The following is a 19,936-nucleotide window of genomic DNA, read 5'->3' as shown; positions in this document are numbered from 1 at the left end:
TATTTTATTAACTTCCTTTAACAGCTCTTGCCATGGTAATCATTTCTGTATTTACCGCGGTTAAGATGTTAGATACAGCTTCCATGTACTGTGATAAAATTTGCATACGGAATTGTAAGTTGAACATTGTACCTAGATCAACTGTACCTTGCGTTGATGTTTCTAACTCTGTTAGATATTGCTGAACGCCTTGGACGTATTTACATACGCCATTAAGCATGTCATTAAAATTAAAAGCCGAGCAACTTCCGCCACTACTCATGATTATCCCCTTATATAGTCATTACACCATTTTGCGGTTGATCCGCCCGAGAACTTTCTGTAGGGCGATATATCCTGCTAACAATGCTTGTTGCTTCTCAAAAGATTCTTTATCAGAACCTTCACGAAGAGACACATTTAACTTGTGCACTTTATCTTGCACATCAGCCGTGATCTTTTGAGCTTGGCTCAAATCTTGCATATCTTTTTCTAAATCAAACAGCGGACGAGAGCTTTTCTCCTCTTTCGCTGTAGTTTTTTTCATATTGAACATAGAATTTCTTCCCAAATACAAAAGAATTAATAAGCCTCGAAATCAGCTATTTATTGTACTCTATTTTATATTTCAACCCTTCCTTCTCTAAAAAGATACAGTGCGGTTGGATGCTTGTTACAGTCATGCCGTCGATAACATCCCCTCGGGTTAAAATTCGTCCATTGACCACGACATTAATGCTAACGTCACCATATTTCGAATAACCTGTTACACGATAACGGTTAGGATAGCGTAAATTTAAATCTATGATTCCTTCTTCTGCAGGCAACAAAACGACAAAGTTTTTAACTAATCGAACGCCAGGAATCAATGATAACTCCTGCACTACAGTGCGAAATTTCTCTGCTGCATCATTATTAACGTAACCTGTGAGAATTACCTCACCGTTTACAAAAGCTACGTGAATATTGGCGAAGCCATTTTGTAATAATTGCCCGGCTATTGCCTTAAGCATTTGAGATTCTACAACAACTTTATTCTCTAATAATGAGAGATAGTTGAAGTGTAAGTTTAAATAGTCAGACAGACAAGCTGCTTGGTCTTCTGTTTTCAAATATCCTGTAATAACAAACTGTCCGGGTTCTGGGGAATGCATACTAATACCTTTAAACTCTGGACGTTTCGACAATAGGATATTCATTTCTTGCCATACGGCTTCGTCATCTATAACATTATCATCGACAGATTTGATAAACGAAAGGGCATCCACTTTATAGAGCAGCTCACTTTTATCTATACTATTTTTTACATGCCCTATGAGAAAAAGCTGGCCGTTAGTCTTGTTAAATGTATAACGAACAGTAGGAAATGCATTCACGACACGTTCAATATCTTCTTGGAAATTAAAGTTTTCTATTGGAACGACTTCTTTGGTATGGAATAATGATGCAGTACCTATACCAAATAGCAATGCCAATCCACCAACAAACAAGGTGAAGATGAACGCTCCTGTAGGCAAAGTGGCTCGCCGTTTTTTCTCTTCTTCATCTTCAGCTGCTTTTTGGGCAATTTCCTCCGGACTTTGAGGACGGCCAAATAAACCATAATCCTCAGCAGGGAAAGAGGCTACAATTGTCTCTGCAGGAGCTAAATGATCTATAAGCAAGAATAACGTTGTTCCCAGAGCAACAACTTGGTTTGATTTGAGTGATGTGCTCCCTTCGATCTTCCTACCTTCGACAATAATTCCGTTTTTACTTCCAAGATCTTCTAGGGTTACACTACCATCATTCCCTACGGTAATCTTTGCATGTTGTTGAGAAACACTAAGATCATTAAAGACAATATCTACAGCATTAGCATCACTACCAATTATGTAGCTTCTACCTGTATCTAAGTGAAACTCTGCACCTATATTAGCTCCAGCTAATACCTTCAGTAAAAACCTAGATGGTTGAGAAAGGTCTACTGAAACATTCTTTTGCGCAATTTCGTCAATCTCTGCTGGGAAAATGCCTTGATCAAATCGGAACAAATCTTGAACATTGAATGGGGTAAGGACTCCTGACTTTTCTTCTTGTGCATCAGCAGTATGCTCGTCAGATAGGTCTGTTTCTGAGGTCTTATCCCCCTTAGATGTTTCATCTTGAGCAGAATCTTCCTGCTCGGAAGTATTTTTCTGAGAAGCCTCTTCTGAATCTCCTGATTCAGTAGAAGTGGTTTGTTCTGCTGTTTGCTGAGATTGTCCCTGATCTTGCGTTGATTGCTCGGACTGCTTGTCATCTGATTTGTCTGTATTCGGCTGATCCTGTGGAACCAAAGGGTCTAAAGTTGCTTGCTTCTGCGTCCCTTCTTCGGAGGCCTGTTTTACCTGCTCATCAGAAGATGCCCCTTCTTTCGTCTCATCTTCTGGCTTAGAATTAGAAGGGTTTTCAGATTGTTTTTGAGAATCTTTATTAGCCGCAGCTTGATCAGGTTTATCGATGTCTTGAGGAACCGAGTCCGGCGATGGCTGTTGATTTTGATTAGAAGGAACTCCGTTTTCTTCCATAGTAGCTTGCTGATTCTCTTTGATTTCTGCACTCACAGAGGAGCTAGTAGATTTTTTTGCTGTCCCATTATCAGGTATATCCTTAGCGATTGGTATATCGCTGGAGTCTTTATCAGCTGAAGATAAAAATGCCTCTGCAAGCTTTTTATCTTTATCGGTTAGAGATGCCTTACTCCCTTCATTTGAAGCAGACTCCTTTTCCCTAGATCGCTTGGAACTACTCGTTTTCTTTTTTTCTTGAGACGGTGATTGTGATGACGACTCTGGTACACCTGATACACCTTCATCAGAAAAAGCAAAGTCATAAACAGTATCTTTAGGATCAAATTCATCAAGCAAGAAAGAATATTGATTGCTTCCAAAAACTATTACATCTCCTGGATGTAATGATGTTGTTTCCTTGATGGTTGTTCCATTTACTAATACAGGATTTGCATCATGTAAATTTGTTATAAAGTATTCATCACCCTGCTTAGTGATAACTACTTGAGCGCTACTAATCTTTGCATCTTCTAATGGAATATCACAACTATTCTGGTCATTCCCTATAGACCAACTTGTTCCTTCTTCTAGGGCAAGAACAACACCAGACAACGGGCCTTTATCAATAACTAAACGTGCTCCCATCTTCTATTCTACCCCTGCAGTCTATTGCCTTTGTTTTGATTGATCCAATCCCAAATCTTCTAGCCAGGTTTCAGAGAAATTTACAAAACTCTCAATACAACGGGCAAAATCCTCTTGGGAAATATCACAAGGAATCCTTCGCATCATAACAACATGGCCTTCAGAATTTAATCCCAAGGCACTACCTCCTGTTTCTCTTCCAAACAAGTTTGCTACCATCATTTGTAAGTATACTTTTGCCGTATCGGTCGAAGGAGGAAGTTCTCCCAAAAAAGCTCCCAATATGATTTCATTATCCGCGTTTTGTTGAACGCGTATCTTTACAAGGTCACTAATCGGCAAAACATAGGCTCCGTCAGCATCAAACTCGAGAGTTGACGTTATACCCATATACGTGGCAAAATTTTTGATCAATTTTTCCAACATGCATGTTCTTCCTGTGAGAGGGTGGCTGCCCGCTCTCGATTGAGAACCTAAACGACCTCTCGTAAAGTTAGCTTTTCTATCCTTTAAATCGAGTTATGCCAATACGAACTTTAAAAATAAAAACGATTTCTTGCTTCGGCAAGAAATACGGTGTTCCTTTTCTTGTTCATCCTTTTCACTATAAAGAACAAAAGACCTAAGAAAAATCAGACTGATTTTTAATTGTACTTGCCAACAGCCGCAACCCACTAACAATAGACCGCACCTGCATCCAAAATTCATCGAAATCGACGATGAAAGCCTAGAGTATTTTCGATAGCTGTATATGTCAAGAGATGAATTAGAAGCTAAAGAATCAGAAGCTTAGGTTGAGAAGCTGCAACTTGCTCTAAGTACATGTGTGAGCATTTTTTCTCATAAACTTCCCATTGTTTTTTCGCGGCAAGAGTAAGAAACGGACTTTCCTTATTCCCAGATAGCCTACTACACTGGAGTTTTTTTTGTACACGCTCACTAATGAAATCCATGTCTAAACAAATCAAGCCATTCGAACTTTCTGTAAATGTGAATGTTCTTGGGACATTGAAATCAAAAACCAACCTATTTGGTATGCTGGCAAGACTACGAAGTGATAAATCCACGAAATCTTCAGCAACTTCAGCAGATCCAAAAAAGATTACATCGTATGGATCTCTAAATGATAACTGATGGCGTTTTATAGTATGATACGGTGTATGAATTTCACAGCGGGAACAAAACGTAATGTTTTTATAGCCATGGCTTTTCAATCCTGCAGCTATCTTACGATTGATGTCGGAATAACCTATAAATAACAATTTATCGTGCGTAGACTTCTTATAATCAACAAGCATTTCCTGAACAACCGCTTCCATAGTTACGGAAGAATAACACCAAGTTGTTTGGGAACGAAAATCTTTACCAACTTTCAGAGCTTTTTGAAATAAGAAATGTAAAGAAAAAGGTAAATTTCGCATAGCTTGGCTACGCATATAGGCACGCTTGACCTGACCTTGGATCTCTGTTTCCCCAAAGATCAAACTATCCACGCCGCTAGTAACAGCAAACAAATGAGCAAAACAATCAAGTTCTTGGTAAGCATAAGGGCATGTGCCTAAAGAAGCTATTCTAGAAATTAATTCGGTTTGCGGGTTTATAAAACTATCGGCAAAGTAATAAATCTCTGCTCTATGACACGTTAACAAAAGAACAAAGGATCCATTATCTCCAAAAAATCTTTGCACAAGATCAGGTTGATTTTCAAAATCCTCGAGCAAATTAATTACTGCTTCTCTCTCTTGTAAAGCAGCCTCACGATAACTAACTCCGACAACACCAAGAATCATAAGCAAGTTGTTTTTCTATTGAACTTCCCAATCACGACAAACAGGAAATATCTGCGATAGCCTCTACAAGTTGAAAACAGAGAATTGGTCCGATCTCAACATATAAACGGCTAAACATTTACAAGCATGCACCCCAAAGGGATATTTTAAATCGAAAATCTACTCAAGACATAATCACTAACTTCTAATGTAAGATGTTCTTGTCTTTTTAGAAGGTCATTTCCAAAAATTTCTCCGAACAAGTAGAGAAACACATCGTGATGAAAACTAAATAAATAGAGTAACAAAAGCTGTTTTCGCAATCCAAAAAAACTTTAAGATATTTTCATCATGAATGCTATCTCACAGCTTTTACTAAATTTAACAGTCATAGATCTACCCTAGCTGAACGCATAAAGATCTACGACATGGCATTTTCTAATACAACCGTTTTTACATTTAACTTATAAAAGTTGTGACATCAAATATTTTGGACATTTTTTAGTTTTTAATTTTATGGAATACGAAAAACTATGGCATAATAAGTCTAGCAACTTGTTCCAGAAAGGATGTCTGCTATCTTTCAATTCTAATTAAACCAACGGCAAATCATTTGCTTTATTTATCCATTGTCTATTTGCCTTGCTAGAGAAAAAAAAATATCGTAGCATCGAGAAAAGTTGTGGGAGAACTACTTAGAGTATTCTTATCTTTCTCGCATCGAGAGCTAGTATTGAGAAATACTCCTATCCTCAGTATGGCTGGTCTGGGGTTCTGCCAAAAGAAAACCCACGAAAAAACATCGTCTTAGAAATAAATATTTCTCCAAAACTCACTGAAAGAACGCATTATGGCAACATACTCTGAAGCTAGTATTATATCTCTAGCCTCTCTCGAACATATCCGCTTACGAGCAGGAATGTATATCGGTAGGTTGGGTGATGGCTCTCAGCCCGAAGACGGAATATACACCTTGTTTAAGGAAGTCGTTGATAACTCGATTGATGAGTTCATCATGGGATACGGAAAAGATATAGTCATCACTGCAAACGCGCATACCATTACAGTGAGAGATCAAGGACGAGGAATTCCTTTAGGTAAGTTAATCGAATGTGTTTCTAAAATTAATACGGGAGCCAAGTACACTCAGGATGTTTTCCATTTTTCTGTAGGACTTAATGGGGTTGGATTAAAAGCCGTAAACGCTTTATCTGCAACATTTGTCGTGCGTACGGTACGACGAAAAAAATACCACAAGGCAAATTTCAATAAAGGTGAATTACAAAAAAATCAACAAGGGTCTACCAAAGATAGTGATGGTACAGAAATCACCTTCTCTCCAGATCCTTCTATTTTTGAAAACTTTGCCTTTAATCATGAGTTTTTAAAGAAGAAGATCCGCCAATATACCTATCTTCATCCTGGATTAAAAATTGTCTTCAATAATGAGACTTTTCTTTCTGAAAAGGGGCTTCAAGATCTTTTCGAAGAAGAGGTTTCTGAACCGACTCTCTATTCTCCTATAGTCTTTGAAAGTCCTGAACTGTCATTTTTATTTACTCATATTGAATCACATAATGAACAATATTTTTCATTCGTCAATGGCCAAGAAACTATTGATGGCGGTACCCATTTAACAGCTTTTAAAGAAGGTATTGTTAAAGGTATTAATGATTTCTTTGGGAAAACATTTATTACTAGCGACATCCGAGACGGTTTAGTAGGATGTATTGCTATCAAAATTGCTTCGCCAGTATTTGAATCACAAACCAAGAATAAATTAGGAAATACCCAAATACGTACAGGAATTGTCAAAGAAGTTAAGGCTGCGATTGTTCAAGCTCTTAAAAAAAATAAAGCAAGCGCACAAATCCTACTCGATAAGATCAAATTAAATGAAAAAACACGGAAAAATGTTCAATTTATCAAGCAAGATCTCAAGGATAAGCAAAAAAAACTACACTACAAGATTCCTAAATTACGTGATTGTAAATTTCATTACACTGATCACTCATTATATGGTGAAGCTTCTTCTATTTTTGTTACAGAAGGAGAATCAGCATCGGCTTCTATTCTTGCTTCCAGAAATCCTTTGACTCAAGCTGTATTTTCTTTGAGAGGGAAGCCTATGAATGTGTTTTCCATTCAAGAAGAAAAAATGTATAAAAATGACGAGTTATTTTATTTAGCTACTGCGCTTGGCATTACAAAAACAGGAACGCAAGACTTACGTTATAACAAAATCATTCTCGCTACAGATGCGGATGTAGATGGGATGCATATTCGTAATTTACTTATTACTTTCTTTTTACAAACATTTCTTCCTCTTGTAGAGAACGGGCATCTATTTATCTTAGAAACGCCTCTATTCAAAGTACGGTATAAAGATAAAACACTATACTGCTACTCTGAAAAAGAAAAAGCTCAAGCAATACGAAAGTTAAGTAAAAAAGAGTCTGCAGTAGAAATTACTAGGTTCAAAGGTCTTGGAGAAATTTCTCCCAAGGAATTTAAAACTTTCATAGGTCCTGATATACGCCTTACTCCCGTAAACATTAGCTCCCCAGAATCTCTTACCTCCCTACTACAATTTTATATGGGGAAAAATACGAAAGAGCGAAAGCAATTCATAATGGATAACCTTATTACAGATTTATAACTTATGCATGATGTTTCTGATCTTTTTAAAACTCATTTTATGCACTACGCATCTTATGTGATCTTAGAAAGAGCTATTCCCCATATTCTTGATGGTCTAAAACCTGTGCAACGTCGTTTATTATGGACTCTTTTTCGCATGGACGATGGAAAAATGCACAAAGTCGCCAATATTGCGGGAAGGACTATGGCATTACATCCTCATGGAGATGCTCCTATTGTCGAAGCCCTCGTCGTTTTAGCAAATAAAGGGCTGCTTATTGAGACTCAGGGAAACTTTGGGAACCCACTCACTGGTGATCCACACGCAGCGGCTCGTTATATTGAAGCTAGACTCAGCCCTCTAGCTAAAGAGATCTTGTTCAACACCGATTTAATAACATTTCATGATTCCTATGATGGTAGAGAGCAAGAGCCTGATATTCTCCCTGCTAAACTTCCCTTACTATTACTCCATGGTGTTGATGGGATTGCTGTAGGTATGACGACAAAAATTTTTCCTCATAACCTCTCAGAAGTTATAGAAGCACAAATTGCTATTCTAAATGATCGGCCTTTCCAAATTTTCCCTGATTTTCATTCAGGAGGTATTATGGATCCGGGAAAATACGAAGATGGCTTAGGTTCTATTACTATTCGTGCAGCTATAGATATCGTCGATCAAAAAACCTTAGTAATCAAAGAAATTTGTCCATCTACAACTACAGAAACTCTTATACGTTCCATAGAGAACGCTGCCAAACGCGGAACTATCAAGATTGATTCCATTCAAGATTTCTCCACAGATCAGCCTAATATTGAAATAAAACTTCCAAAAGGAATTTACGCTAAAGATATCCTAGATTCGCTGTATAAACATACTGAATGTCAAGTTGAATTATTCTCAAAACCTACAGCTATTCATAACAATAAGCCTGTAGAGACTACGGTATCGGATATCCTTAAACTACATACCCAAGTTCTTCAAGGATACCTTGAAAGAGAATTGCAAATCTTGTATGAGGAACTTTATTCTGAACATTATCACAAGACTCTCGAATATATTTTTATCAAACACCGTTTATATGACGCTGTTCGAGAATCGTTAGCTAAGTTAAACAGTAGGATAAATCAAGACGATTTACATCAAGCAGTGCTTGATACTTTAGCGCCATTTATCGAAGATCTTGCTCATCCTCCTTCTAAAGAAGCAACGTCACAATTAGCTTCCTTAGCGATTAAAAAAATCCTTTGCTTCAATGAACAAGCATATATTAAAGAATTAGCTGGCCTAGAAAAAAAACAAGCTAATGTGAAAAAAGATCTAAATAATATGAAAAAATTTACGATAAAATATTTAAAGAGTCTATTAGCTGACTATGGAGATCTAGGCAAAAGGAAGACGGCGATTACGTCCTTTACTCAACAAGAGAAAACTCTTCTTAAAAAGTAAAAATTGGCCCTTAATCCTTTAGATAGTAACTTGCCTTATCCTAGTAGCAAAATAACTCTCTAGCCCTATAAAATACGAACTAGGATGATAAGAGGAGTATTATGGAACTAGGTTATATCGACAATAAATCTAAGGAAATACAGGCAACGTCAACAATCAAAGGAACAAGCCTTGATAATAATACACCTACAAATATGACTTTTGAAGGTCCCGTTCGTACCTTAGAGCAACTACATGCTGCTCTTATTGAAAAAATGGGGCCTAAAAAAGGTCAGGAAATGTACGACAATTTCTTACAATCTATTCTTATTTCTGCCTTTGGTTCCATGCATAAAGATATGGATCGAGCACAAAAAGCCTCTAAAAAAATGCGTTCGACATACAAAGATTAAATGATTTCATATTTTCTTGTTCTTCCTTTATCTCAACAAGATATCCAGCGTTTTACTAGTTCCCCTAACCGCTGGATATCTTTGGTAAACAAACCTCTATATCTATCTCTTTTTAAAATAAAAGCTTCTTACTACCTAGGAAAACAGTTACTGGATTTTCCCCTAGCTTTTGAGGTCTGGGAAAAAATTGTTTTAAACACTAAAAGTCTACTAATCCACACTTTCCATTGTTCCGCGACGGATAATTTACTTGTATTACCTACCACGAAATATGAGCTTGTAACAATTAATGACATCCTTCTAGAAAGATTACCTATTTAAAAAACTGGAATTTTAAAATAAAAAATTATTTACCTCTATTTGCAACTACTTAGGTATATAAAATACCTAGAACAAATACTTATGATTATCTAAAATTCTTCGTTCGCACCTATTTCATTTATAATGCAGTCAAATAAACATCTTACTTTCGTTGTCAATGAGGGTTCTCCATGCCGTTTGGACAAGTATCTTGTCTCTCAGCATGCTGAGTATTCCCGTGCATTTTATCAGCAACACATTGCTTCCGGCCGGGTCATCGTAAACGAAAAAGTACAAAAGAAGCCTTCTGTATTATTATTTAGTGGCGACAGAGTAAGTGTTTATCTAGAAGAAAAGGAAGAACTTTCGGAACTGTTGCCCGAACCTATTCCCTTAAATAAAGTCTATGAAGACGACATGATCCTAGTAATCGATAAACCGAGAGACATGGTCGTCCATCCTGCACCGGGTCATAGTAAAGGAACTATTGTCCATGCGTTGCTTCACGAAATTGGGGAGCGTTTGAAACAAGAATTTCCAGAAGAACCTTGGCGTCCAGGTATTATTCATAGATTAGATAAAGATACCTCAGGATTATTAATTACCGCGAAAACACGGCAAGCGAAGACACTTTATAGTGAGTTGTTTGCAAAAAAACAGTTAAAGAAAAGCTACATTGCTATTTGTATAGGCAGGCCATCTGCGACGGAGATCCGTACAGGGTTGGCTAGGCATCAAACAAAACGTAAGGAAATGGCTGTCTGTCCTACTGGGAAAGAAGCTATCACTCACTGTAAGGTATTAGATTTCAATGGGAAACTCAGTCTTGTCCTTCTGCTCCCAGAAACAGGACGAACTCATCAGCTCCGCGTACATATGCGCCATATAGGCACACCTATTCTTGGAGATCCTGTATACGGATTTGCTGCAGTTAATGCTAGCTATGGTCTTGACAAACAACAATTGCATGCCTATAGCTTAGACTTTGTACATCCCTTAAATCAGCAACGTGTAACCCTAACGACTCCCTTGCCCTCGGATATGACTTCTATTATAATGAAAGAATTCCAAAACGACAAACTTATACTAAAATAGCGCGGTTTAATTATTTATTAAAAACCTTTTAAAAGTTTTATTATTTAAAGGAACATTTTAAAATTAAAGTAGATTGAGTTCGATTTTTTAACCGTTCTTCAACAGACTGACGCGAATTTAGTTATAGGATTACTATGAAAGATTTTTTAACTTACATTATTCAAAATTTGGTAGATCACCCCGAAGAAGTTCGTATTAAGGAAGTTCAGGGTACTCATACGATTATCTATGAACTAGCGGTAGCTAAAACAGATATTGGTAAAGTCATAGGTAAAGAGGGCCGAACAATCAAGGCCATCCGCACATTGTTAGTTTCTGTGGCAAGTAGAAATAACGTTAAAGTAAGCCTAGAAATCCTTGAAGATCGTTAGCCAACACCTATTACTTACTTTATTGATTAATAATTGCTGATGTTTATTTTGCCTGCGTATTTACGCGCAGGCAAAAAGCTGTGCTCAGATCGGTTAACTTATCAGAAAAACATCTAAACAAATAGGACGAAAAGCAAGTTGTTAGAAAATCGGACCGAGCAGGATTCGAACCTGCGACCATTCGCTTAGAAGGCGAATGCTCTATCCACTGAGCTATCGGTCCAAGAAGAGAAGCTAGGACAACTCTAAGTGACTCGTTGAAAAAGCATACTTGTGCACTATTCACCAGAAATTAACCTGAGAGCGTTCAACGCTTAGAGAAAAACTAGCGATGTTCGGTTTCTCAACCGAACACTACTAGATACGGCGCCCAAATTGTACAAAGAACAGGAAAAAACCAAAATAAAAAAGTCGATTCTTTAGAAAATCCTTATATATCTGTTCCTTGAAGAGCAGCCTACTTTATTATACCTTGCCAAAAATAAACGTCGTAAAAACTGCTTGATCCCCTTCCAATAGAGAAAAATTAAAACTAGCTTAGCCTTTATTGAAAAACAAAGAAATAGCAAGATGCGTCCTCGATATGGTTGCCATAGTGCCATAGATTTCTTTATAGTAGGTTACTAGTTATCAGAAAGGAGTGGGTATGTTCGAAAATAAAATGCTTCTAATTGCTGGCCCCTGTGTTATAGAAAGCGAGGCTATTATTCTGGAGACTGCAAAAAGGATTCGCGACATACTTTCTCCTTACTCTAGTCGTATCCACTGGGTATTTAAAAGCAGTTATGATAAAGCAAATCGCTCTTCTATAAATTCTTACCGCGGTCCAGGAATCAAAAATGGGCTACGTATCCTTGCAAAAGTTAAAGAGACTTTCGATGTGCAAATCCTAACAGACGTACACTCACCTGAAGAAGCATTAGAAGCTGGCAAAGTCTGTGATATTTTGCAAATCCCCGCATTTTTGTGTCGTCAAACAGATCTTCTTGTTGCCGCTGCTGAGACAGGCGCTATTATAAACGTCAAAAAAGGCCAGTTTCTTTCTCCTTGGGATATGCAAGGACCTTTAGATAAGATTCTTGCCACAGGGAATAATAAAATAATCTTAACTGAGAGAGGTTGTTCATTTGGTTATAATAACCTTGTTTCTGACATGCGTTCCATCGCTGTCATGTCTCGGACGGGCTTCCCTGTTGTGTTTGATGGCACCCATTCCGTACAGCTGCCCGGTGCATTAGGTTCACAAAGTGGCGGGCAAACAGAGTTTATCCCCACTCTTACTCGTGCTGCCATAGCAGCCGGAGCAGATGGCTTGTTTATTGAAACCCATCCTAACCCTAAAGAAGCTAAAAGTGATGCGGCATCTATGTTATCTTTAGATATGTTTGCCCAATTATTACCTATTTGGGATCAATTATATACCTGTGTACGTTCTTTCGATATGGCTACAGCATGACAAAGTTCTTATTTTATGGTCTTATCTGCTCTATCGGAATCTTGATAATAGCGTGTTGTACAATGATCGCTATTATCAAAGTGGATAGTATTTGTGATGTATCCTGCATGGATAAACATTTCGATAAAGCCCCCCCTTTCTTAAAAATTAAAAAGCTAGGTGTTTATAAACAAATTACCTCTCCAGAGAGAACATTTTTTCATTGTTCTATAGACAAGTCATGCATGGAGCTACATTTGACTAATAATTACATGTGTAAGGAAGTACTCTCTAAGATTTCTGGGCAAATCTACACTCAAGATTTAGATAAACTTATGTCTTTTCGAGGCAACGGCGGATTATTAAACTATCAAGATTGTTCACTGAACGTGTATGATTGTCGTTTTCATGTTAACCCTATCCATTCAGACCCTACTGCTTCCGAGCAAAGTATCGAAGGGGGAATGAAAACTTTGTCACTATCTTTATTAAGAGAATAATTTGTTATGCCCATACTTTCTGTATGTAACCTAGTTAAAAAATATAATAAAAAACCGGTAACCAATGATGTGTCTTTTGAAGTAAATCCTGGCGAAGTTGTTGGTCTTCTTGGTCCTAATGGAGCTGGAAAAACTACAGCTTTTTATTTAACAGTAGGCTTAATTCGTCCTGATTCAGGAAAAATCATTTTTAAAAATACTGACGTGACCAAAAAAACTATGGATCACCGAGCTCGTTTAGGGATAGGATACTTAGCACAAGAACCGACAGTATTCAAAGATCTAACAGTAAAAGAAAATCTGATTTGCATTTTAGAGATTATTTACAAAGCAAGAAAACAACAATCGCATCTTTTAGATACCCTGATCGATGATTTACAATTAGCTGCGTGTCTCAACAAAAAAGCTGGGACATTATCGGGGGGTGAGCGACGGCGGCTAGAAATTGCTTGTGTGTTAGCCCTCAACCCTAGCGTGTTGTTACTCGATGAACCTTTTGCTAACGTCGACCCTCTTGTTATTCAAAACGTGAAGTACCTGATAAAAATTCTATCCGGTCGAGGTATTGGCATCTTAATAACAGATCATAACGCAAAAGAACTCCTATCTATTGCAGATCGATGCTATTTAATCATCGATGGGAAAATCTTTTTCGAAGGATCTTCAGCACAAATGATCACTAACCCTATGGTTAAGCAGCACTACTTAGGCGACTCTTTTTCGTATTAAACTCTGTAACTAATCTAAAAATTCGTCTTCTGTAAGAACTTCATGTGCTATTGCCTTAATAGTTGTTAACCCTTCGGGGAAACCTATAGCACACAATAACATGTTGACATACTCTAATTCGGCGTACAGCTGGTCATTAACAAATTCTAGACGTGCTAATTGTTGTTGTATTTGCGATGCTGGAAGCATGAAATTCCTCCTTATTTTCTCTCAGAAAAAGAAGGAGCGAAAATCATGCCAAAAGCATTATAAGAAACAAAATTTAGAGGAAACTTATCCCATTAAACTTCTAGCTAAGCTTAAGTATATTTGATTTAAAACTTGCAAAGATGTGGAAACGACTGTCCATTCCTGCTGCATAGATGTTAGATGCATTTGCAATTCTAGTTGATAATTCTGTCCCATATCTGCATAAGATTGCTGGTCAGACTGTACCATTGCCTGCAATGGGAACATTCCTCCGCTAATTGCACTGCCTGATAATCCAGAAACCAAAGCATCTTCAAGGATTTCTAAACGAGCCTGCCATTGAGCAGAACCTCCTGTTACTTTGAAAGTTCCTGCTACGTCACCATTTGTAACACCTAAAGGTGCTAAATAGTTTTGCAACAATACCAAAGCACCAGAAATTGAGTTCAAATTATCACGATAATTATTCAAGTTATCGATAATTTGGGTGCGCTGTTCATTTGTAAGTTTAGAATCTGCAGTTATTTTAGCAAGTTGCTCTTCTAATACCTTCTCAGCATTTTGAGTATACTGTAAATATAGAGCTGCCTGCTCTCTTTCAGTATTTAATTTTGCGCGCGCACTATCTGCATTTCCTGGGAACATATCCCCCTGACCGTCAGAGGGCAAAGCTCCCGCTCCAACAGCAGGCTGTTGACCTACATAACTTCCAAAGTTAAAATATGTGGCGGCATTAACATATTTGGAAATAGCCTCAATCATGGCATTGCCTACCGATGAGCCTATATTGCTATAATACAATTGCTGATAAATCTTGGTTAAAAAATCGACTTCTTTGGGCATGTAGCGATCTATCAATACAGAGGCTACAGCAGATGGAAGTGGCAGTACGCGTGTTTCTCCAGCTTGAGCAAACAACTGCTCGCTATACAAAGAATCCTTAAAACTTGAAAATTGGTTACTTTCATTCTGAGCCTGTTCTACAGCATTACCCAATTTTTGAAACTCTACTTGTGATTGCGATCGGAACTGAAAATATGCTCTAGCTGTAGGCTCAGCTTGCGCTTTAGCTGCTTGAGAAATATTAGGTAAGAACCCAGTATCACCAAAGTTTAATAAAATATAGTTAATAGCAACTGTAGCAACAGCTCCCATTCTGGTTGTAGCATTGTAAGCAGCGATAGCGCTAGTATCAGGAGCTGGCACTAATTTAGCGGCCTGACTTATCTGTGAGTAAATGGTATAAAATTCTTCTGTCTTAACAACACGATTTTCAGACGCACCATCAACAGGAGCTTCTAAAGCTAAAGCACGCTCTTCCTCTGCTGCTGTTTCTGCTATTCGTGCGACCTGTGCCGGGTAAAATTTTCCACTAGTTTCAACAATTTTTTTCATAGCACTTTCCATAGAAGATGCTAGAGCAAAGGTAGAACCCGTCATTTCTTTAGACTCTGCTGTAATCGCAGCACCAACCTCTTGCATAGTTGCTGTAGGTTTATTGGCTAAAACTGTAGAAGCAACAAAATATGCCCATACTGCCCCTAAATACTTATCAGCATTAAATGTTTCCAACTGCCTCATTGCTGTATTAACCAGATTTTGCTGCGCTTCTGTTAAATCAGTAAATCTAGAATTGATTGCACGAGCTGCTTGTAAAGCTGCAGATATGGAAGCACTGCTAATCTCACTAGCAACCGCTCCTAAGTCAATAGGAGCAAATGTTCCCATTAAGGAGGCAACTAAATTGGATATCTGCGCAAAAACAGCTTCCTGATGCTGATTAACAAAGACCGTGGCTTCCATGACTATACGAAAAGATTGTACAGCAGCTACTTGATCTTCGTATAACGCAACTATTTTCTGAACAAAAGCCACTTTATCATTTTTTGATAGTGCAGATTCATTGATCAAGTTAGTAAGAGTTTCGCCCGCTTGCTTAATACGCGCTAAACCAGCTTCATCAAAATTTTCTGTCTGAGTACGTAATTCATCTAACTCTGTTATCAAATCTGCAAATATTGAGCTATCTTCTTCTGATAGTTTAGATAAGACTACATTCAGAATATCTTGCAGTCCTTCTACGCGACCATCAGCAAATACTTGAACTAGCGTCTCTTCGTTACCATATTGTTTTGCAAGCTCATTAATATATTCTGTTTTTTTCCCTCCAGGGATAGCTGTAGCACGTTGGACTGCTGTAAAGATAGTGGAAGGCAGTCCATATAAAACATCAAAATCTGGATTTGATAATTGTGTGCCAGCATTTACTAAACGATTTATTTCTGTTTGGATAGCTTGAAAAATCTGCAAGTCTGTAGGAGCTGGTGTTGGTGTGCTATCTGGTGCTACTGGCAAAGTAACATTTTTAGGGTCTACAGATGCAGCTATTCTTCCGCTAAGAGCACCGTCAGGTCCTGTATGTCCAGAACCAGATCCTGTACTGGGTGTAAGTCCGGTAACTATTTGATTAACTACAGATTGTATCCCTGTCAGCAACTGGTGTGCCCATTGCTGCTTAGTAGCATTGTAATAAGGATCTTTTGTAATAGGCTGGGCTTCTGGCTTCTCTACTGGAGCTGTTGTTGCTTCCGTAGGAGCAGAACATAACACTGACTTATAACTTGACACAGGCTTTGCGCTCTGTGCAGCCAGACTATTCTCGTGACGATGAAGTTGGTCAACTAGCTCACGATACCGTTGGTCTGATTTTAAATCTAAAACATAGAGCAAACTTCTTAAGATAAACTGTTCTGCTCTAATTGTTTCATAATGAAGCGTACTATCTGCTAATCTATGAGGATTATGTAATAATCCCCTAGGCATAATCATCGAGAGTTTTTCGCAAGATACTGAAAGGGAGTAATTATTAATGATATCCATACGAAGTCAGTGTTGTTAAGCAATACTTTTTAATAAAATTAACATAAAAATTTATTTTTAATTAAAACAAAAATATTCCTCTTTTCTTAAAAAGAAAACCGACAACGATATAAGAAATAATAAAAAATTAAAAGGAAAAGAGAACGTAGAAAAAAATAAAATAAAATAAGAAAATAAAAATAAAAAATTATTATTAGTTTATTTCTATGTCTTCTTTCCACATTCAAAACAGATCGCGCACTATTTCCGGCGAAAGTTTATTCAATATCAAACTAGATCATAAATTTTCGAATTTCGATCATAAAGCACAACCTGCCATAGATATAGAAGAATTAAATTCTGGATTGTATGCCCTGAAACGGTTGAGTTCTGTACTAGAAGCTGCTGGTCTACATTCCACAAAGTTGTTAAACCCCAAAAATACGGTATTTCCTTCTCCTAAAGTCTCTCCCAAAGCTCCCAGTGAATCAGAAGCTCCTGTAACTACCGTAGAGGCACCACAAGATACGAATGCACAAATTAGTAGTATACAAGCCACATGTGCCAAAAACTTGGTAAATATTGTTTTATCTGGATTAGCAACACTTATAGCTGATGTTCCAGAACTTAAAATTGCTCAAATTCCTTCAGTAATTTTAGCCCTAGCTCTCATCGAAAACTTAGTCGGTCACGAGTCTTTGGATACAACGCAACAAGCAACTGTATTTAGCGGTTGTTATGATCCAACTTATGAGGAAATTATAGATAAAATCGTTAAACAATATGCTGATACTATTGAACAAGGTCAATTAGATTTAGCTAATAAACTAATGAAACAAGGAGTTACCTCCGAAGAACTTTCAGAAGCACAGCAAGCATACAAAGATCAATTTGTTAATGATTTTTTCAAAAAACATGTCGAAGGCCCTCTTAATACCTACAGAGCAAGTGTTGGAGAGCAAATTGGTAGTATGCTTACTGACATGCTAAAAATAGCGCCTACGATTTCTACTGATGTCACATCAACAAATGTCGCTACTGTAAATGGTCAAAACACATTAAAAGCTGTTTTAAGCGGATTAGAACAGGCTATTACTAAAGTTCCTTCTGTTGGCGGTGAGAAATCTGTAGTTATCACAGTGACAAGCTTAACCCCTATGTTGAGTAAGACTAGTTTAGAAAATGGCGACCTCACGAAGATTTATGAAAAAACTGATGATCCTGATAAAGCATCCCTAGATCGCCATTTAAAACCACACCAAGCTGCTGTTTATCGTGAAGGAATTACTACCGCGTATCAAACAGCTGTACAGAATCTTGATAAAGTACGCCTAAGCATTGATGATCAGAAAAAAAACTTAGAAAATCAAATAACCATGTTCCAACAAGCACAGCTATGTTGTGACGACTGGATGGGGAAAGCTCCAAGATTTGATCAAGAAAAGGCATATACTTCGGCAAAACTGGGCTTGTCTATGGAGACGTATGCTGGTCTCATGAACTTATCTGAGATGTATTATCTTTTACAGCCAGAAGAAAAAAGTATTTTTGATACTTACGTAGATCAATACAAAAAACTCACGATGTCACTAAATTTTGGCACTAATGACACATATAATACGGTAACCGTCAGTCAACTAGTTGCCATCGTAGGCACTTACCAAATTAACTCTGAATACTGCTTACAAAATGCTGTTCAAAATCTAGCTAAAATTCAAGAAAATTTAACGACTCGCGCTAATACTATCCAACAGCTGCATTTCTTTGATGATATTGGCCCGACAATGGTCCAAATTGGGGGGACACAAAATTTAGGCGCTAACTTTCTCAGAAAAAACGCAAGTAATGACTATGTTCCCAACTTCGCATATTTTAATCAGTATGGGTTAAGATTCCATCATGTTCATCCAGACTTTGCTACTCAGGCACAGACTATCCAAAAAAACTTTGATGCTGCATGTGTTCAACATATTACTCAATTAAAACAGAAAATAGCCGAATTAGAAAAAACTTACGAATCTCTAGATCCCGCTACAGCAAGCTTTGTTAAAGATCGAGAGAAAACTGTTAAGGCTTGGTTAAATTCTGAAAGTTTAGGCGGATCTCTTATCTACTTAATCCTTAATTCACAATTGCCTAAACAAAAAATATTCTTAGAACCCCTCATCCAAGAAATCAACTTCAACAATTTAGCAGCTAACGCTATTAATGAACTTCTTAAGATTACAAATGAGTTTGCCACGACCTCTGTTTACTACAACCTGTCTTCTTATCTTATTCAAAGTAAAGAGGGTGATAATCTATTCTCAGGAGACTATTTTGAAACATATCAAGCTCTCATTAAAGAACGTGAGTATATAGCTCGTGATATTAACCGGTGTAAACGCGCGCAACTCTTGGTTGTTGAACTACTCAAAAAGATTTCTGCATCCCAGCAAGTATCTGCGGCACAAAAAAGCCAAATGTTGAATGCAACTGCGAATTATAATTTTATAATCACCAGTACATTGAACCAACTGATCGTTTTAGACTCGCTGTTAGTTAATCTAAAGTTAAGCCCAAAAACAGTAGAAAAGACTCAAAAATCAGGAAATGCAAAAGCTCAGGAATATGATCCTAATGTTTTTATGATAGTTTGTGAAAATCCTGAACCAACCCTCAGAACCTCTACTTCATCTAGCAATCCCGAAAATAAATCAACACGAGACCATAATACAGATGTAACAGCTATGAACAAAGATTGGGTGCCTTGTCTTGCAGCTTTAGAAGGCTTTATATCCACAGGCTTTCCGACAGCAAGTCCTTCTGGTGGATTAGGTCCTCTGTTTACACAAATCCAATCAGATCAACAAGACTATACAACACAAAGCCAAACACAACAGCTTAACTTACAAAATCAAATGACCAACGTACAGCAAGAATGGACATTAGTTTCCACGTCTATGCAGGTACTAAACCAAATTCTTTCGAAACTTGCTGGTGAAATTTACACCAACTAGGTCTCCGACGCGACTTGCTAGAAAAGTCTGAGCAAGTCGCCCCATCCTCTAAC

Annotated in this window: 17 protein-coding genes and 1 tRNA gene; 10 read left to right on the top strand and 8 right to left on the bottom strand. The window is 37.6% G+C overall.

Annotated elements, in window-relative coordinates; translation table 11 throughout:
- Positions 1 to 7: 7 nt before the first annotated feature.
- The 5 genes from H359_RS00455 to H359_RS00435 form a co-directional block, all read right to left on the bottom strand.
- Positions 8 to 262, bottom strand: a complete 255-nt coding sequence (locus tag H359_RS00455; RefSeq protein WP_020370750.1) for a DUF5407 family protein — start codon at positions 260 to 262, stop codon at positions 8 to 10.
- A gap of 21 nt (positions 263 to 283) precedes the next feature.
- Positions 284 to 535 (bottom strand): DUF5398 family protein, encoded by a 252-nt coding sequence (locus H359_RS00450; protein WP_020370749.1) that lies wholly within the window; start codon positions 533 to 535, stop codon positions 284 to 286.
- A gap of 46 nt (positions 536 to 581) precedes the next feature.
- Complete coding sequence (gene sctD / locus H359_RS00445; protein WP_020370748.1) at positions 582 to 3,155, bottom strand: type III secretion system inner membrane ring subunit SctD; 2,574 nt, start codon at positions 3,153 to 3,155, stop codon at positions 582 to 584.
- 21 nt (positions 3,156 to 3,176) lie between these two features.
- The gene (locus tag H359_RS00440; protein WP_020370747.1) at positions 3,177 to 3,581 is read right to left on the bottom strand and encodes a CesT family type III secretion system chaperone; all 405 of its coding nucleotides are present in this window, start codon (positions 3,579 to 3,581) and stop codon (positions 3,177 to 3,179) included.
- 347 nt (positions 3,582 to 3,928) lie between these two features.
- Positions 3,929 to 4,945 (bottom strand): glutamyl-tRNA reductase, encoded by a 1,017-nt coding sequence (locus H359_RS00435; RefSeq protein WP_020370745.1) that lies wholly within the window; start codon positions 4,943 to 4,945, stop codon positions 3,929 to 3,931.
- 829 nt (positions 4,946 to 5,774) lie between these two features.
- Here H359_RS00435 and H359_RS00430 point away from each other — a divergent pair.
- The 6 genes from H359_RS00430 to H359_RS00405 all read left to right on the top strand — a co-directional run bounded on the left by H359_RS00430 (position 5,775) and on the right by H359_RS00405 (position 11,172).
- Positions 5,775 to 7,583 (top strand): DNA topoisomerase IV subunit B, encoded by a 1,809-nt coding sequence (locus H359_RS00430; RefSeq protein WP_020370744.1) that lies wholly within the window; start codon positions 5,775 to 5,777, stop codon positions 7,581 to 7,583.
- 3 nt (positions 7,584 to 7,586) lie between these two features.
- Entirely contained in the window at positions 7,587 to 9,014 is a 1,428-nt protein-coding gene (locus H359_RS00425) for a DNA gyrase subunit A (RefSeq protein ID WP_020370743.1), read from the top strand.
- Between the two features lie 101 nt (positions 9,015 to 9,115).
- The gene (locus H359_RS00420; RefSeq protein ID WP_020370742.1) at positions 9,116 to 9,406 is read left to right on the top strand and encodes a CT656 family putative T3SS effector; all 291 of its coding nucleotides are present in this window, start codon (positions 9,116 to 9,118) and stop codon (positions 9,404 to 9,406) included.
- Positions 9,407 to 9,727, top strand: a complete 321-nt coding sequence (locus tag H359_RS00415) for a hypothetical protein (RefSeq protein WP_020370741.1) — start codon at positions 9,407 to 9,409, stop codon at positions 9,725 to 9,727.
- A gap of 123 nt (positions 9,728 to 9,850) precedes the next feature.
- Positions 9,851 to 10,801 (top strand): RluA family pseudouridine synthase, encoded by a 951-nt coding sequence (locus tag H359_RS00410; RefSeq protein WP_021119531.1) that lies wholly within the window; start codon positions 9,851 to 9,853, stop codon positions 10,799 to 10,801.
- Between the two features lie 134 nt (positions 10,802 to 10,935).
- A complete protein-coding gene (locus H359_RS00405) occupies positions 10,936 to 11,172 on the top strand; it encodes a KH domain-containing protein (protein ID WP_020370739.1) in 237 nt (78 codons plus the stop codon).
- 150 nt (positions 11,173 to 11,322) lie between these two features.
- Here the strand turns inward: H359_RS00405 and H359_RS00400 are convergent.
- Positions 11,323 to 11,395, bottom strand: a tRNA-Arg gene (locus H359_RS00400).
- A 423-nt stretch (positions 11,396 to 11,818) separates the two neighbouring features.
- Between H359_RS00400 and kdsA the strand changes: the two genes are divergently transcribed.
- Genes kdsA through lptB form a run of 3 tightly spaced genes read left to right on the top strand, consistent with a single transcriptional unit; the run spans position 11,819 to position 13,836 of the window.
- Positions 11,819 to 12,628, top strand: coding sequence for a 3-deoxy-8-phosphooctulonate synthase (kdsA, locus tag H359_RS00395; RefSeq protein WP_020370738.1), 810 nt, complete (start codon positions 11,819 to 11,821; stop codon positions 12,626 to 12,628).
- Positions 12,625 to 13,107 carry a DUF1137 domain-containing protein gene (locus H359_RS00390; RefSeq protein WP_020370737.1) on the top strand — a complete coding sequence of 161 codons (483 nt, stop codon included), beginning with the start codon at positions 12,625 to 12,627 and terminating at the stop codon, positions 13,105 to 13,107. The genes kdsA and H359_RS00390 overlap by 4 nt, the downstream gene beginning before the upstream one ends.
- A gap of 6 nt (positions 13,108 to 13,113) precedes the next feature.
- On the top strand, positions 13,114 to 13,836 hold the full coding sequence (gene lptB, locus H359_RS00385) for an LPS export ABC transporter ATP-binding protein (RefSeq protein ID WP_020370736.1): 723 nt from the start codon (positions 13,114 to 13,116) through the stop codon (positions 13,834 to 13,836).
- Between the two features lie 9 nt (positions 13,837 to 13,845).
- Here lptB and H359_RS00380 read toward each other — a convergent pair whose 3' ends face one another.
- Together H359_RS00380 and H359_RS05175 are read right to left on the bottom strand one after the other, a co-directional pair.
- Complete coding sequence (locus tag H359_RS00380; protein ID WP_020370735.1) at positions 13,846 to 14,025, bottom strand: hypothetical protein; 180 nt, start codon at positions 14,023 to 14,025, stop codon at positions 13,846 to 13,848.
- Positions 14,026 to 14,109: 84 nt separating this feature from the next.
- On the bottom strand, positions 14,110 to 16,905 hold the full coding sequence (locus H359_RS05175) for a CT620/CT621 family type III secretion system effector (RefSeq protein ID WP_020370733.1): 2,796 nt from the start codon (positions 16,903 to 16,905) through the stop codon (positions 14,110 to 14,112).
- Between the two features lie 206 nt (positions 16,906 to 17,111).
- Here H359_RS05175 and H359_RS00370 point away from each other — a divergent pair, with 206 nt between their 5' ends.
- Positions 17,112 to 19,883, top strand: a complete 2,772-nt coding sequence (locus H359_RS00370; RefSeq protein WP_020370732.1) for a CT620/CT621 family type III secretion system effector — start codon at positions 17,112 to 17,114, stop codon at positions 19,881 to 19,883.
- Positions 19,884 to 19,936 lie beyond the last annotated feature (53 nt).

It is taken from the genome of Chlamydia ibidis 10-1398/6 (genome assembly GCF_000454725.1).
Lineage (GTDB): Bacteria > Chlamydiota > Chlamydiia > Chlamydiales > Chlamydiaceae > Chlamydia > Chlamydia ibidis.
The sequence above is the reverse complement of the archived record's forward strand: the minus strand, read 5'-3'. Positions and strand labels throughout refer to the sequence as shown.

Coding starts and splice junctions, on each gene's coding strand:
- H359_RS05175 (WP_020370733.1), bottom strand. CDS start 16,905: ATGGATATCATTAATAATTACTCCCTTTCAGTATCTTGCGAAAAACTC.
- H359_RS00440 (WP_020370747.1), bottom strand. CDS start 3,581: ATGTTGGAAAAATTGATCAAAAATTTTGCCACGTATATGGGTATAACG.
- H359_RS00435 (WP_020370745.1), bottom strand. CDS start 4,945: ATGATTCTTGGTGTTGTCGGAGTTAGTTATCGTGAGGCTGCTTTACAA.
- H359_RS00410 (WP_021119531.1), top strand. CDS start 9,851: ATGCAGTCAAATAAACATCTTACTTTCGTTGTCAATGAGGGTTCTCCA.
- H359_RS00390 (WP_020370737.1), top strand. CDS start 12,625: ATGACAAAGTTCTTATTTTATGGTCTTATCTGCTCTATCGGAATCTTG.
- lptB (WP_020370736.1), top strand. CDS start 13,114: ATGCCCATACTTTCTGTATGTAACCTAGTTAAAAAATATAATAAAAAA.
- H359_RS00455 (WP_020370750.1), bottom strand. CDS start 262: ATGAGTAGTGGCGGAAGTTGCTCGGCTTTTAATTTTAATGACATGCTT.
- H359_RS00380 (WP_020370735.1), bottom strand. CDS start 14,025: ATGCTTCCAGCATCGCAAATACAACAACAATTAGCACGTCTAGAATTT.
- H359_RS00430 (WP_020370744.1), top strand. CDS start 5,775: ATGGCAACATACTCTGAAGCTAGTATTATATCTCTAGCCTCTCTCGAA.
- kdsA (WP_020370738.1), top strand. CDS start 11,819: ATGTTCGAAAATAAAATGCTTCTAATTGCTGGCCCCTGTGTTATAGAA.
- H359_RS00425 (WP_020370743.1), top strand. CDS start 7,587: ATGCATGATGTTTCTGATCTTTTTAAAACTCATTTTATGCACTACGCA.
- H359_RS00420 (WP_020370742.1), top strand. CDS start 9,116: ATGGAACTAGGTTATATCGACAATAAATCTAAGGAAATACAGGCAACG.
- H359_RS00450 (WP_020370749.1), bottom strand. CDS start 535: ATGTTCAATATGAAAAAAACTACAGCGAAAGAGGAGAAAAGCTCTCGT.
- sctD (WP_020370748.1), bottom strand. CDS start 3,155: ATGGGAGCACGTTTAGTTATTGATAAAGGCCCGTTGTCTGGTGTTGTT.
- H359_RS00370 (WP_020370732.1), top strand. CDS start 17,112: ATGTCTTCTTTCCACATTCAAAACAGATCGCGCACTATTTCCGGCGAA.
- H359_RS00405 (WP_020370739.1), top strand. CDS start 10,936: ATGAAAGATTTTTTAACTTACATTATTCAAAATTTGGTAGATCACCCC.
- H359_RS00415 (WP_020370741.1), top strand. CDS start 9,407: ATGATTTCATATTTTCTTGTTCTTCCTTTATCTCAACAAGATATCCAG.